The 13865-nt window shown below is 60.8% G+C and carries 15 protein-coding genes and 1 pseudogene; 8 read left to right on the forward strand and 8 right to left on the reverse strand.

What is annotated here, in order from left to right:
• Positions 1-94: 94 nt before the first annotated feature.
• Positions 95-1033, reverse strand: a complete 939-nt coding sequence (locus ACYZUM_RS07695; RefSeq protein ID WP_095666872.1) for a DMT family transporter — start codon at positions 1031-1033, stop codon at positions 95-97.
• Positions 1034-1118: 85 nt separating this feature from the next.
• On the opposite strand from ACYZUM_RS07695, the gene ACYZUM_RS07700 reads away from it, so the two are divergent.
• Together ACYZUM_RS07700 and ACYZUM_RS07705 are read left to right on the forward strand one after the other, a co-directional pair.
• Positions 1119-1682 carry a helix-turn-helix domain-containing protein gene (locus tag ACYZUM_RS07700; RefSeq protein WP_041062862.1) on the forward strand — a complete coding sequence of 188 codons (564 nt, stop codon included), beginning with the start codon at positions 1119-1121 and terminating at the stop codon, positions 1680-1682.
• Complete coding sequence (locus ACYZUM_RS07705; RefSeq protein ID WP_108182393.1) at positions 1683-3077, forward strand: FAD/NAD(P)-binding protein; 1395 nt, start codon at positions 1683-1685, stop codon at positions 3075-3077. It begins immediately after the preceding gene.
• A gap of 271 nt (positions 3078-3348) precedes the next feature.
• Here ACYZUM_RS07705 and ACYZUM_RS07710 read toward each other — a convergent pair.
• Positions 3349-4084 (reverse strand): annotated as a pseudogene (locus ACYZUM_RS07710) (substrate-binding periplasmic protein).
• 308 nt (positions 4085-4392) lie between these two features.
• A complete protein-coding gene (gene ppnN, locus ACYZUM_RS07715; RefSeq protein ID WP_041062856.1) occupies positions 4393-5766 on the reverse strand; it encodes a nucleotide 5'-monophosphate nucleosidase PpnN in 1374 nt (457 codons plus the stop codon).
• A gap of 223 nt (positions 5767-5989) precedes the next feature.
• On the opposite strand from ppnN, the gene ACYZUM_RS07720 reads away from it, so the two are divergent.
• Positions 5990-6517, forward strand: coding sequence for a DUF3087 domain-containing protein (locus ACYZUM_RS07720; RefSeq protein ID WP_086790878.1), 528 nt, complete (start codon positions 5990-5992; stop codon positions 6515-6517).
• On the opposite strand, the gene ACYZUM_RS07725 is transcribed toward ACYZUM_RS07720, so the two are convergent.
• The gene (locus ACYZUM_RS07725; protein WP_086790879.1) at positions 6514-6900 is read right to left on the reverse strand and encodes a DUF2784 domain-containing protein; all 387 of its coding nucleotides are present in this window, start codon (positions 6898-6900) and stop codon (positions 6514-6516) included. The genes ACYZUM_RS07720 and ACYZUM_RS07725 overlap by 4 nt on opposite strands.
• Positions 6901-7052: 152 nt before the next feature.
• Here ACYZUM_RS07725 and ACYZUM_RS07730 point away from each other — a divergent pair, with 152 nt between their 5' ends.
• The 3 genes from ACYZUM_RS07730 to ACYZUM_RS07740 all read left to right on the forward strand — a co-directional run bounded on the left by ACYZUM_RS07730 (position 7053) and on the right by ACYZUM_RS07740 (position 8280).
• On the forward strand, positions 7053-7751 hold the full coding sequence (locus ACYZUM_RS07730; protein ID WP_027612977.1) for an AzlC family ABC transporter permease: 699 nt from the start codon (positions 7053-7055) through the stop codon (positions 7749-7751).
• On the forward strand, positions 7751-8062 hold the full coding sequence (locus tag ACYZUM_RS07735; RefSeq protein ID WP_177327894.1) for an AzlD domain-containing protein: 312 nt from the start codon (positions 7751-7753) through the stop codon (positions 8060-8062). The genes ACYZUM_RS07730 and ACYZUM_RS07735 overlap by 1 nt, the downstream gene beginning before the upstream one ends.
• 62 nt (positions 8063-8124) lie before the next feature.
• Positions 8125-8280: a hypothetical protein gene (locus ACYZUM_RS07740; RefSeq protein ID WP_174376867.1), complete on the forward strand. Its 156-nt coding sequence runs from the start codon at positions 8125-8127 to the stop codon at positions 8278-8280.
• Between the two features lie 45 nt (positions 8281-8325).
• Here the strand turns inward: ACYZUM_RS07740 and ACYZUM_RS07745 are convergent, their stop codons facing one another.
• The 4 genes from ACYZUM_RS07745 to ACYZUM_RS07760 all read right to left on the reverse strand — a co-directional run bounded on the left by ACYZUM_RS07745 (position 8326) and on the right by ACYZUM_RS07760 (position 11569).
• Positions 8326-8598: a hypothetical protein gene (locus ACYZUM_RS07745; protein WP_047294946.1), complete on the reverse strand. Its 273-nt coding sequence runs from the start codon at positions 8596-8598 to the stop codon at positions 8326-8328.
• Between the two features lie 349 nt (positions 8599-8947).
• A complete protein-coding gene (locus ACYZUM_RS07750; RefSeq protein WP_108182394.1) occupies positions 8948-9628 on the reverse strand; it encodes an SOS response-associated peptidase in 681 nt (226 codons plus the stop codon).
• A gap of 48 nt (positions 9629-9676) precedes the next feature.
• Entirely contained in the window at positions 9677-10522 is an 846-nt protein-coding gene (locus tag ACYZUM_RS07755; protein WP_108182395.1) for an ABC transporter permease, read from the reverse strand.
• 60 nt (positions 10523-10582) lie between these two features.
• Complete coding sequence (locus ACYZUM_RS07760) at positions 10583-11569, reverse strand: aliphatic sulfonate ABC transporter substrate-binding protein (protein ID WP_108182396.1); 987 nt, start codon at positions 11567-11569, stop codon at positions 10583-10585.
• A 293-nt stretch (positions 11570-11862) separates the two neighbouring features.
• Here ACYZUM_RS07760 and ACYZUM_RS07765 point away from each other — a divergent pair, with 293 nt between their 5' ends.
• On the forward strand, positions 11863-12810 hold the full coding sequence (locus ACYZUM_RS07765; RefSeq protein ID WP_108182397.1) for an ABC transporter substrate-binding protein: 948 nt from the start codon (positions 11863-11865) through the stop codon (positions 12808-12810).
• A 131-nt stretch (positions 12811-12941) separates the two neighbouring features.
• Complete coding sequence (locus ACYZUM_RS07770; protein WP_108182398.1) at positions 12942-13841, forward strand: polysaccharide deacetylase family protein; 900 nt, start codon at positions 12942-12944, stop codon at positions 13839-13841.
• Positions 13842-13865: the final 24 nt, after the last annotated feature.

Here is a 13865-nt window from a genome sequence, read left to right on the forward strand (position 1 = left end):
AGGGGCGAAAAGATCGCAGCCTGCGGCAGCTCCTACATTGGAATGCATGTCCCTGTAGGAGCTGCCGCAGGCTGCGATCTTTTGATCTTTGCGCTCAATTGCCGCTGTCGTTCTCCAGGGCACCATCAACTTCGACGTCAACCTTACCCTTGGTCTTCAACTCACTGACAATCACCGCCGCGACAATCAACCCTGCACCCACCAAGGCAATCGCCGGCAAGCGCTCCCCGGCGATCCGCCCGACGATCCCGGCCCACACTGGCTCACCGGCATAGATCAACGTCGCCCGGGTCGGCGAAACGCTTTTCTGCGCCCAGTTCATCGCCACCTGAATCGCCGCACTCGCCGCGCCGAGTCCCAGTGCGGTCACCAGCAGCGTCCAGGAAAAATCCGGAAGTGCCTCACCGGTCGGCACCACCAGCAGGAATGACAGCACCGAGGTCGCTGCCAGTTGCACCACGGTCACCCGGCGTACATCGACCTGGCCGGCATAGGTGCTGATCAGAATGATCTCGGCGGCAATGGCAATGGCGCTGATCAGCGTGGCGATTTCGCCGGGGCTGAAATTCAGCGCAGCCCCGGACGGCCCGGACAGCAGCATCAACCCGGTAAACGCCAGCATGATGCCAATGCTCGGCATCAGCCCCGGCCGACGGCCCAGCACCAGCCATTGCAGCAACGGCACGAAGGGCACGTACAACGCGGTGATGAATGCCGACTGGCTGCTCGGGATCGTTTGCAGGCCAACGGTTTGCAGGCCGTAACCGAGCATGATAGCCACGCCGATGAAGGTGCCGGCTTTGAGTTCGAACAGGGTCAGGTTGCGCAAGTGGCGCCAGGAAAACAGCGCGACAATGGCGGCCGCAGCGGCAAAGCGCAGGCCGACGAAGAACATCGGGCCACTGACGGTCATGGCGTGTTGCACCAGCAGGAACGTACCGCCCCAGACCATGGTGATCAGCACCAGCACGCACTCGGCCTTGCTGAAGCGGGAGAAGCGAAGAGGTGTGGGGGAGCTGTTCACTGACGTCATGACCTTGCGCACTATAAAAGGCAGGACGCACAATGCGCCCAACGTTGCGCAGTATACTGCCCAACCCCACCGAGTGAGCAATATAGTGCACAAAGATTCCAGCCAACGGGCGTCCGTCCTGCAACACGTCAGCCACAACGTTCGGCGCCTGCGCCACGCCGCTGACATGAGCCAGACCGCGCTGGCCGAAAAGTCCGGCGTCAGTCGGCGCATGCTGGTGGCGATCGAGGCCGGGGAAAAGAATGTCAGCCTGACCACCCTCGACCGCGTTGCCGAAGCGCTCGATGTGGCCTTCAGCGACCTGATCCAGGCCCCCGACGCACGCGATACCAGTCGCATCAACGAAGTGGCGTGGGCCGGCGTCATTCCGGGGAGCAAAGCGGTGCTGCTGTCCAAGGCCACCGCCACCCGTGAAGTCGAACAGTGGGAATGGTGCCTGCAACCGGGCGAGGTCTACCCGTCGCAACCCGACGCCGATGGCTGGAGTGAACAGATCTATGTGTTCGAAGGTTGCCTGACGTTAACGGTGGGTGAAGTAACCAATACCATTGCGACTGGCGAGTTTTTCATGTTCGCCAGCAACCAGCCGCACGGCTATCGCAACGACGGATCCGTCGCGGTGCGCTTTGTGCGCAATGTGGTGATTTGAATGGCCCAGAGCGCAGACATCTTGATCATCGGCGGTGGCCTCAGCGGCACGATGCTGGCCGTGCAATTGCTGCGACTGCCCGGCCAGCGGCGGATCCTGATCATCGAACCGCGCGTCGAACTCGGCCGTGGCGAAGCCTACAGCGCCGTCGAACTGGGCCACACGCTCAACGGCAATGCGGCGCGCATGAGTGTCGACCCGGACAACCCTGATGACTTGACCCAATGGCTGACTGCGCACATTGCCGCCGGCGGCTGGCCGGAGTCTGCCGAGCAGAACGTGCCGATCAGTGAACTGTTCCCGCCGCGCGGGCTGTTTGGCGTGTATGTGCAGCAGCGCCTGGCCGAGGCGCGAGTCGTTGGTGCGCGACACGGTTCGACCGTCGAGCACGTTCGCGCCGAAGTCGTCGATCTGCAAACCGATGCTGATTCGGTGCAACTGACCTTGAACGATGGGCAGCACCTGAACGGCGCCTTTGCCGTGCTCGCCACGGGCATGTTCCCCGCCGCGCGCACGCCGCAGAAGGATTCCAGCGGCCTGAATGCCGCTGCGCTTGATCCGTGGGACGTCGCGGCCATGCGCCAGCTCGATCCGCAGTCAACCGTGCTGATCATCGGCTCCGGGCTGACCATGGTCGATGCCGTGGTTTCGCTGGAGCAGGCCGGGCATCGCGGGCCGATCGACGTGTTTTCCCGCCATGGACTGTTGCCCCATGTACGTCGGCAACCGCCGGCGTGGGTGGATTTCCTTGCGCAAGATCCGGGCATTCGCACGCCGCGACAGTTGCTGCACGAACTGCGCAGGCATTGCCGTGACGCCATTGCCCAAGGCATCGACTGGCAGGCGCCGCTGGACACCGTGCGAGCTAATATCGGCCGGCTGTGGAGTCAGGCGACTGACGTGCAGCGAAGACAATTCGTACGCCATGTGCGGCCATGGTGGGAGAGTCATCATCACCGTTCGCCACCGTTGAGTGCGGCGTTGGTTGTGCGCTTGCACAACGAGGGACGGTTGCGGATTCAGGCAGCGTCGTTCAAGGGGCTTGAGCCGAGTACGCAAAATGGTGTCAGCATTCGCATTCGGCCACGCGGTGAGTCTGAGACTCGCGTGGTACACGGCGCAGCGCTGATCAATTCCAGTGGCATCGAGTACGACTGGCGGCGCGTGGCGCGACCGTTGCCGCAGCAGTTGCTGGTGCGTGGGCTGGTGCGTCCGGGGCCGTTGGCGTTGGGGATTACCGCAGCGGTGGACGGCGCGGTGCTGGACGCCGAGGGGCAAGTCGCCAGCCGTCTGTTCGCCATGGGCCCACCGCTACGCGGAATGTGGTGGGAAAGTACGGCAGTGACGGATGTGGCGTTGCAGGCCAAGGCGTTGGCGGTGCGGCTGGTGGATTGATGTTGTTCTTGCTGGCCCCATCGCTGGCAAGCCAGCTCCCACAGGGTTTTGCATGGATCACAAATCTGTGAGCAACACAGAAAACTGGGGTAGCTGGCAAGCCAGCTCCCACAGGGTTTTGCATGGATCACAAAATCTGTGAACAACACAGAATACTGGGGTAGCTGGCAAGCCAGCCCCAATAGGGTTTTGCATGGATCACAAAGTCTGTGAACAACACAAACCACTGTGGGAGCTGGCTTGCCAGCGATGGGGCCAGTTCAGCCAATGATTATCTCGGCAGTGCATTCATCAGCCAGCGCTGGCGAATCTGCTCCAGGCGCCCGTCGGCGCGCAAGGTTTCCAGCGCCTGTTGCCAGCGTTTGACCTGACCCGGATCGGTCTGCAGCGAAAAGGCGATGTAGGTGTCCTGTTTCATCAGCGACATCTGATACCGCAAGCGTCCCGGCTCCATGCCCTGGGTGCGGGCCAGCGCGGCGGTGGACAGGGTGTCGGAGACCACGAAATCGGTCCGGCCCAAGCTGAACAGACGCATCATCTGTTCCGGGGTTTCGACACCGTCGAGGTTCTTCAGATTTTGCTGCTGAAGGTAGCTGTAGATCAGCCATTTGCGCGGCACGCTGATGCGCCCGGCCTGATCCGCCTGCTGCAGGGTTTTTACCGGCGGCTGGTTGTTGGCATGGGCGTAGAGCGCGGTTTCGACTTCGATCAGCGGCCCGACCCATTGATAGCGGTCATCGCGCTCATCAGTACGCAGGACGGTGAATACGCCAGTGTTGGCTGTTTCGCTGGCCGTGCGCAAGGCTCGCAGCAAGGGGACTTGTTGCAGGTCGATCCGGTCACCGGTTTGCTCTGCCAGCGCGCGCACCACGTCGACTCCGTAACCCTCTAGGTGATCGCCTTGCTGAAAGTGCAGGGGGCGATGGTTGTCGGTGAGCAGTTGCAGATCTGCTGCATCGGCTGCCAGGGGCCAGGAGTGACAGCAGACACGCGGCAATCCGTTTCATGAATCGTCCCTGAAAAATTGAGCGCGAAGCTAGTACGGGCCGGGGGTGGCTTTCGTGCGGAATGTACGGGGCTTTTGCGTCAGAAATAAAGGCTGATTGGCAGCATCGGCGCACGCAGAAACATTGTGGGGTGCCTGGTATTTCTGGCTGGCGCACAACCTGTGGGAGCGAGCCTGCTCGCGAAAACGGTGGATCAGTCAACATCTGAAGTGGCTGATCTGGCCTATTCGCGAGCAGGCTCGCTCCCACTTTGGTTTTGTTGTGCTTGCATGGGTGGCTGGCACAGGGGGATGCGGTGGCCGGAAGAGTTACGCCACCACGCGATAGCACGGCACATACGCCGCGCCGCCCGGCAGTTTCATCCGGTGCTGGGCGACGAAGGCTTTGAGCAGCGCATCGAGCGGTTGCATGATCGCTGCGTCACCACGGATCTGGTACGGCCCGTGTTCCTCGATCAAGCGGATGCCCTTGTCCTTGACGTTGCCGGCAACGATCCCGGAGAACGCGCGGCGCAGGTTGGCGGCCAGTTCGTGGGGCGGCTGGTCGCGGTGCAGCTTGAGATTGGCCATGTTCTCGTGGGTCGGATCGAATGGACGCTGGAAGCTTTCGTCGATCTTCAGCAGCCAGTTGAAGTGGAACGCGTCGTTGCGCTCGCGGCGGAACTGCTTCACCGCTTTGAGGCCAGCCGTCATCTGCCGGGCGACTTCGGCCGGGTCGTCGATGATGATCTCATAGTGCTGTTTGGCCGCATCGCCCAGGGTGGCGGTGACGAAAGCATCAAGTTGTTCCAGATACGGCGCGGCATGTTTCGGCCCGGTCAGAATTACCGGGAACGGCAGGCCCTGATTGTCCGGATGCATCAGGATACCCAGCAGGTACAGGAACTCTTCGGCGGTGCCGGCGCCGCCCGGGAAGATGATGATGCCGTGGCCGACACGCACGAACGCTTCCAGACGTTTTTCGATGTCCGGCAGGATCACCAGCTCATTGACGATCGGGTTCGGCGCTTCAGCGGCGATGATCCCCGGCTCGGTCAGGCCAAGGTAGCGCCCACCATGGATGCGCTGCTTGGCGTGGGCGATGGTCGCGCCCTTCATCGGGCCTTTCATTACACCGGGGCCGCAACCGGTGCAGATGTCGAGGCTGCGCAGGCCCAGTTCGTGGCCGACTTTCTTGGTGTATTTGTATTCTTCGGTGTTGATCGAGTGACCGCCCCAGCACACGACGATTTTCGGCTCGACACCCGGGCGCAAGGTGCGCGCGTTGCGCAGCAGATGGAACACGTAGTCGCTGATGCCTTGCGAGGTGCTGAGGTCGATGCGTTGGCTGTCGAGTTCGTTTTCGGTGTAGACGATGTCACGCAGGGCGCTGAACAGCATCTCGCGGGTGCTGGCAATCATTTCGCCGTCGACGAACGCGTCGGCCGGGGCGTTCAGCAGTTCGAGGCGCACGCCGCGATCCTGCTGGTGAATGCGGATTTCGAAGTCCTTGTAGGCTTCGAGGATAGTCTTGGCGTTGTCGACATGCGCGCCGGTGTTGAGGATGGCCAGGGCGCACTGGCGGAAGAGGGTGTAGGTGCTGCCGGATCCGGCTTCGCTCAGTTGCTGCACTTCACGTTGAGAAAGGGTTTCCAGGCTGCCTTTCGGGCTGACCGAGGCGTTGATTACGTGTCGTTGGGTCATGCAATGATCCTTAAAACGATGTCATTCCAATGGCAGGCAAATGGCATCCGAATAGTGTGTATCCATGAATGAAGATGGCACGATCTGCGCTGTACCGCCATGTCCCCGTTGGACGCTGAAAAGATGAAAAGGGCCCCCAGCATAGCTAAATCGTGCACAGAGGCGATAATGCGCAACGAGTTTTTTCCGTTGCCCTTTTTATCGTTCAAGGAAGTCATGCCTGATGTTCGAGATCCAGCCGATGGACCCAGCAACGTTTCGCCAGCAGACCCGTCGCAGCACACTGATCATTGCCGTGCTGTTCCTGGTGTTGGCGATGGCGCTTTCGACGGCGGCGGTGGCGCTGTTCGGTGAACCCGGCGGCGATAATCTGCGTTTCAATGTCGGCGGAGTGTTCGTCGCGTTTCTGTTGACGGCGGCGCTGATGCGCGGGCAGTTCTGGCAGCAGCCGTGGATGGCCCCGGCGGTCTATAGCTGGCGGCTCAAGCGCAGCCTGATGAGTGTGACCAACGTGATGCATCAGGTGACAGCGGCCGTTGAACAAAACGATCCGACGGCGATGAAGGTGCTGCGTTTCTATCATCTGGGGTTGACCCAGATGCACGAACTGGACGGTAACTCCAGCGATCACGCGCAGTTGCAGCGGGAGGTCGCAGCGCACCAGGAGCGGATGCAGGCGCTGGGTCTGGAGATCGACCAGAAGCGCCTGGATCCGGCCTGGCTGCAAGCCTTGAAACCCGCCGCTCGTTAAAACGGAATACGGCTGGCGCGGCGCAGTTTCCACGCACGGGCCAGACGCCCGTAGACCAGCAAATTGACCACCAGCACCACGCTGCCCAGTGCCAACTGGATCTGTGGCGTCAGACCTGCGGGGTAGATGATCGGCCAGATGTAGTGCTCGATGAAGCCGCCGGCGTATTCGGTCTGCCCGGCGGCGTGGCGCATCAGGTTTTCCCAGTAGGTCAGCGGACAAGTCAGGTGCAACACCTCGACCGCCACGCCCCATGCAGCCGCCGGCAGATGCAGCCACATCAGGCGTGGCCACTTGAGCACCAGCAGCCCGCCGAACAGCACGAACAGAATGAATGACAGATGGAACAGCACCAGCCCGTCGGCTGCGATTCGGTACAGCATGTCGTCTCCCTGACACGGTTGTGAAGGCCTCCATGGTACGCCGACAGAGGCGCCGGGGCGCGACGATTCAGCGTAAGTGCGCAAGATTGTTCAAGCCACGAAGGGGCATTTGCTGGCAGAGTCTGCGACCGTTTCCTCGGTTGAAGAGCGTTATGTCTGACTCACTTATGCCGCGCCGTGCGTTTCTTCGCGGCGCTGCGGCGATCATGCCGTTATCACTGGCGACGGCGCCGTGGGGGCTGCTGGCCGGCTCCATGGCGATCGAAGCCAACCTCACGCCGTTACAGGGGCAGGGCCTGTCGAGCATCGTGTTTGCAGGGGCCGCGCAACTGGTGGCAATCGGCATGCTCAAGGGCGGTGCCGGGATTTTCTCGATTCTGCTGACCACGCTGCTGCTGACCTCGCAGCACCTGTTGTACGGAATGAGCATGCGCTCGGTGATCTCGCCGCTGCCCGGGCGCTGGCGCATCGGTCTGGGCTTTTTGCTCACCGATGAACTGTTTGCCCTGACCAGCCAGCATGACCGCCAGCAGTTCAATCGCTGGTATGCCTTGGGCGTCGGTCTGACGTTCTACATTGCATGGAACCTGTTCACCCTGGCCGGCATCGTCCTGGGCAGCAGTATTCCGGGGCTTGAGCATCTGGGCCTGGACTTCTCGATTGCCGCCACTTTCATCGCATTGATCACCCCGGTGGTGCGTAACGTGCCGACCGTGGTTTGCGTGGCGGTGTCGCTGTTCTGCTCGGTGCTGTTCAGCTATTGGCAATGGGGCTCGGCACTGGTGCTGTCGGGGCTGGCCGGGATGACCGCAGGATTTGTCTGCAACAAGTTGTATCGGGGGCGCACATGATGGTCTGGGCAGTGATTGTCGGCATGGGGATTCTGGTGTTCCTCAACCGCTACGTGTTTCTCGAACCGCGCCTGCCATTGCGTTTGAGCAGCAACGCGCGGCAGTTTCTCGGGTTTGCCGTCCCGGGAATGTTGACGGCGATCTGCGGACCAATTGTGTTCATGCCGGACAAACAATTGAATGTGCAGTGGGATAATCCGTATTTGCTGAGTTCGCTGGTTGCGATCGGCTTGGTGCTGTACACCCGCAATACGTTGCTTAGCATGCTTTTAAGCATGGCGTTTTTCTTTTTGTTGCGCTGGTGGTTGTAAGTTGACGGGGAAAAACTGTTCTACGCTTATTGGATGATTATTGTCGACGAGGCAAAGTTCACATGACGACCGAGCAGAAGCGTCCGGATGAAAACCAGGCAGTAGACGACGAAGTGGACGAACCGAGCGAAGAGGAAATCGAGCGCGAGAAACGCAAGGAACAGACGTGGAAGCACGACGATGACAAGGAACTCACCGGGCCCGACGTGAAATTCTGACAGCCCCATGCAAAAAGCCCCGCAGCAGCGGGGCTTTTTGTTGTTTCACAGGTCTTCCAGGTGCGGGAAGTCCGGATGTGACGCCCGATAGCCCAGCGTCTTGTCGATCCACGCATTGAGCTCATTGACCATCACCGGTGGGTGGCCGGGATAGCCTTCGAGCGTGGTGCGCAGAATACGTTCGATGTCCGGCACTGAACGCAGGTTTCGGGTCTTGATGTAGTGGCCGATAAAACAGTCGAGTTGAAAGCGTTCTGTCATGGACAGATAAATACACTCCAGGCCGTTGGCCTGTTTGATTGCAAAATCGTCGCGCAACTTAGTTCTCTGCAAGGCTTGGTAAAAGTTGTAGGGGATTCCTGGTTTGTTGACTCTTTGGTCAACTGGTATGCCAATTGGAAATGCGGCGCGCATGCTATCCGTAGTGCATCTAAATGTATGTATGACGGTTGAAATGTCAGACAAGCGGTTAAATCGCTCAAACGACTGTTTTTTTGAGGCTGTTTCAGCGATGAAACACCAGCTGTAAAGATCGAGTATCACCTGTAATCACCTGTAGGAGCTGCCGCAGGCTGCGATCTTTTGATCTTGCTTTTAAAAAATTAAAAATCAAAAGATCGCAGCCTGCGGCAGCTCCTACAGGGTAAACGCGTGAGATCACGGATCTTTAAGCCACTTCTTCAATGAGGTTGGCGCCCTGATTGCGCGAATTGCCGACGGCTTTGCCAACCTTGTGCCAGGCAAATGCCTCGCTGGCTTCACCTTCGAACAGCAACATCTGTTCGGCACGTTCGGTCGGTGTTGCCGGGTCCAGCCACTCGGCAGCCAGCTCCGGGCGGAACACCACCGGGCGGCGATCATGGATATCGAGCAGGCCGCCGACGCTGTCGGCGGTGATGATCACGAAACCATCGTCGTCCCGGGCGTCGTTGCCGGGTGTCGGAAACTGGCCGATGGCCGCACAGAACACCGGCCCGTGATCGGCACGCCGGATCAGCCACGGCTGTCGGGTGTCATCCGGGCCGTCGACCCATTCGAACCAATTGTCGACCGGCACGATCAACCGATGACGCCAGATCGCCCGGAAGAAGGGGCCATGGGCGACTTTTTCCACACGGGCGTTGATCGGCGCCGCGCGGTCTTTGGCCCAGTGCGGACGCCAGCCCCAGCGCAGGTTGTCGGCATACAGGCGTTGATCATATTGATGAAGAATGGCGAGAGACGTGGTCGGCGCCGCGTTGTAGTGTTCCAGCGCGGCGTCGCCGACGTGATTGATCAGCGCATCGGGAATGCTCAGCACCGCGACAAAGTCGTGAATGCCACGGTACTGCGAGAGTCTTCCGCACATGCGCTGAATCTCCGGTTGCACGCTTTCAGCTTAGTTGGCTCTGGCCAATCAGTCCTGTGCCGCCTGACCGGTGAACGTGTCGCGCCAGACCAGCCAGCGGCGCTCCAGCAGCGCGAGCACGCCATCGCTGAGTTTGCCGAGCACGGCGAGCACGATGATCGCTGCCAGCACGATGTCCGGTCGCGAGGTTTCGCGGCCGTCGCTGAGCAGATAGCCCAGGCCTTTGGTCGCGGCGATCAGCTCGGCGGCCACTAGAAACATCCACGCCAGACTCATGCCGCTGCGCAGCCCGGTGAACAGGCCGGGCAGGGCGGCCGGCAACAGAATCCGCCGTACCAGTTGCAGGCGGCTGAAGCCATAGATGCGCCCGACCTCGACCAGTTTGCGATCGATGTTGCGAATCGCCGCGACCACGTTGACGTACACCGGAAAGAACGCGCCGATGGCGATCAGCACGATTTTCGAGGTTTCATCGATGCCCAGCCACAGCAGCAACAGCGGCACCCAGGCCAGACTCGGAATCGAACGCAGCGCGGCGAACGTCGGTTCCAGATACGCCTCGGCCTCACGACTGAGGCCGACCCAGGCGGCGAACACCAGCGCCAGGCTGGCGCCAATTGCAAACCCGAGCAACACGCGGATCAGGCTGGCGCCGATGTGTTTCCACAGCGCGCCTTCGGCGAGGTCGGTGAGGGTCAGGGCGATCTCGCTGGGGGCCGGCATTTGGTAGGACGGCAGCCAGCCGAGACGCACGATGAACTCCAGGACGACTACGATCAGCAGCGGCAGGGCCAGACCTTTGAAGTGCCGTCGCCATGTCGGGTTGAGGGATGACGCTCGCGGCCTCGACAAGCGCCGAGGAGGGGCGGGCAGTTCGTTACTGCGAGTGGTCATACATGAGCTCCGCTCACAGCGAATCCGCAGCGGACGCGGATGGGCTGTGAGTCTGGTCGGTTATTGGCGGGCGACGGCTTGCTGCACACCACTGTCGAGCAACTGATCGATGACTTGATCGACATTCACCCCACGCCGCACCAATTCCTCGGACACCAGAATCGGTGCCGCCGCCTTGGACGCCTGCACGTCGTTGGCGGTCAGTTGCGGGCTGCTCAAGTCGGTGCGCGACAACTGCAGTTTGGCCACGTCCAGCGGCAGGCCGGATTCCTTGGCGAGCAGGGCGGCGAACTCGTCGGGATTTTGCAGCGCCCATTGTCGCGCCTGCTCGTAGGCTTTGATCACCGTGTCGATGGTATGCGGATGCTCCTTGGCGTACTGCTCGGTGACGCTGACCACGCCGTAACTGTTGAACGCCGGGTTGCGGTACAGCAGACGCGAACCGGCCTGCACCTGACTGGCGGCCATGTGCGGATCGAGTCCGGCCCAGGCGTCCACATCACCTTTTTCCAGCGCGGTGCGGCCGTCCGGGTGTTGCAGGTGCACCAGTTCCACGTCGTCTTTCTTCAGCCCGGCCTGTTGCAGGCTGCGCAGGGTGAACAGGTAGGGATCGGTGCCTTTGGTGGCGGCGATTTTCTTGCCTTTGAGGTCGGCGACGCTCTGGTACGGCGAATCCTTGCGCACCACCAGCGCAGTCCATTCGGCGCGGCTGTAAACGTAGACCGATTTGATCGGGCTGCCGTTGGCGCGGCTCAGCACTGCAGCAAGGCTGGCGCTGGAGGCGAAATCGACGCCGCCGCTATTCAGATATTCCAGCGAACGGTTGCTGCCCTGGCTGAGCACCCAACTGACTTTGGTCTGCGGCAGGGCTTTTTCGAGGAAGCCGAAATGCTTGAGCACCAGGCTGACCGGTGAGTAGTAGGCGTAGTCCAGATGAACTTCGGCGGGCACCGTTTCGGTGGCGTGAGCCAGCGGTTGCAGGCTTAGCGCCATGGCGCTGGCAACCAGCAGCGTTTTGAGGCGGAAAAAAGGTGAGAAGGATGTCATGGCGGCGCTCCGGCAAAGGCACTGTTTTTTATGTCCAAAAATATATTTTCAATGGCTGCTTCCTGCATGAATGGAATATTGCAGGCTCTGTGCCATGTGCGTACCAGCCAATGTTTACGGGGTTTTTGCCGGGTTTGACGGCTTTCAACTGTTGCTGGGACAACACGCTGGTATCGCACTGTTGCGCAGCGAACAGTGAGCATTCGGTGTGCTGAGCTTATGCATTAATCGAATTTAAAAAGCGCCGATCAAGAGCGTTATCGTCTATGCAAAATCCCATTGCAGGACCCGACATGAAGCTCTCCAAATTCTTGCGTATCACACTGACTGCTGGACTGTTCAGCTCACCGCTTGCCTACTCCGCCGAGCCGTTGGTCCTGCACGTCGGTGATCAGAACTACTACAACATCCGCGCCTCGATCGAGGCCTCCGGCGTGTTGAAAGACGCGCCGTACAGCGTCGACTGGAAACATTTCCAGGCCGCTGCACCACTGGCCGAGGCATTGCAGACCGGCTCGCTGGATCTGGGCTTTCTCGGTGATTCGGGCTTTCTGTTTCTTGCTGCCAAACAGGCGCCGGTGAAGCTGATCGGGGTATCGCGGCAGAACCCGGACACCATCGCCTTGCTGGTGCCGAAGGATTCTCCGGTGAAAACCATTGCTGATCTGAAGGGTAAAAAAGTCGCCTACTGGCCTGGCGCGTGGAGCCAGCAGCTGACCTTGCGCGCCCTGGAGCAGGGCGGTCTGCCGGAAAACTACGTCGACTTCGTCAAGCTGATGCCGATTGACGCTGCGGCGGCATTGCCACAGGGCAGCATCGACGCTTTCCCGGTGTGGGAACCGTACATCTCCCAGCAAATCGTGTTCTCCGGTGCGCGGCCGATTCTCACGGCGAAAAACCTGATGCCGGGCCTCAGCGCGATTGCCGCGTCGGCGCCGTCGATCGACAGCAAGCGTGCGGCGATTGCCGATTTTCTCGAGCGTTTGAAACGGGCGCGGGCGTGGGTCGACAGCCACACCGATGAATATGCGGATCTGTGGGCGAAGAAGGCCAATCTCGATCAGCAGGTGTCGCGGCACTGGTTGCGCCAGGCGCACATGAGCATTGGGCCGGTGGATCGACAGGCCGCCGCCGACCTGCAAAGCACCGCCGACTTCCTGTTCAAGGTCAAGGCCTTGCCGGCGCCGCTGGCCACTGCCGGGATCATCGACACCTCGTTTCAACAGGCATTGGCGGACTGAGCGAGCGCCGGAACCAAAGCCTGTGTACCCTATCCAACGCTGGCTCGAATAGCCGGGCGCAGGGATGGATCAGGGCGAGGGAGTTTTGCCGGACGACAACAGGACCGCAACGGTCAGGCGCAAGGCAAAACATGAAATACGCGTTCAATCTTCTCTGTGCAGCGGCCATCGCGTTCGGGCTGGCCGGCTGCATTGCCGCGCCGATCGAAATGACCGCGCAGACCGAAACCCGGCTCAAGGCCCAGGCGCCGGTACGGTTTCTGCTGACGTTCGATGACGGCCCCAGCGCTTCGAGCTTGTGGAACCCGTCGGCGACAGTGCTCGACAGCCTCAAGGACAATCCGGTGCAACCGGACATCAAAGCGGTGTTCTTCGTGCAGACCCGCGCGCCCCGCGCCGGCAACAGTGAGATTGGCCGCGGCATCATGCGACGCGAATACGCCGAAGGGCACATCCTCGGATTTCACACCGCCACCCATTGGCACACCAACCATCGCTCGCTCGACCCGCAAGAGCTGGAGCAGTCATTGAGCAACGGCACCGCCGATATCGCCGCGATCACCGGAACCGCGCCGATCCTGCTGCGTCCGCCCTTCTGGAATTACGACAAACGCACGTTCGCCGCCTATCAGCAACACGGTCTGCATGTGTTGCTGACCGATTTGAGCGCCAATGACGGCAAGATCTGGGGCTTCAACGCCAGCCCCCGACGTCGGGCGAATATGCTGCGCCAGCTATCGGAAGTCCGCGAGCGCATTGCCCGCGGCGAATTACCAACCGTGGACGGCGTCATTCCGGTGGTGGTGACCTTTCATGACCTCAACCGTTACACCGCGCGACATACTCGCGAATACCTGCAGATCCTCCTCGACAGCGCCGCCGCCACGGGCGTGAGGCTGGCGGACAAAGCGTTCTACGACGATCACGCGGCGCTGCAGAAAGCGGCGCTGGCGCGCACCGTTCAGCAGAGTTCGCAGCCGGTGCAGTTGCCGGGCATCTGGAACTGGATCTGGGATCACGACGCGCATTGAGGCGGGGTCAAATATGTGAGCGGG

The organism is Pseudomonas sp. m6p (assembly GCF_055760375.1).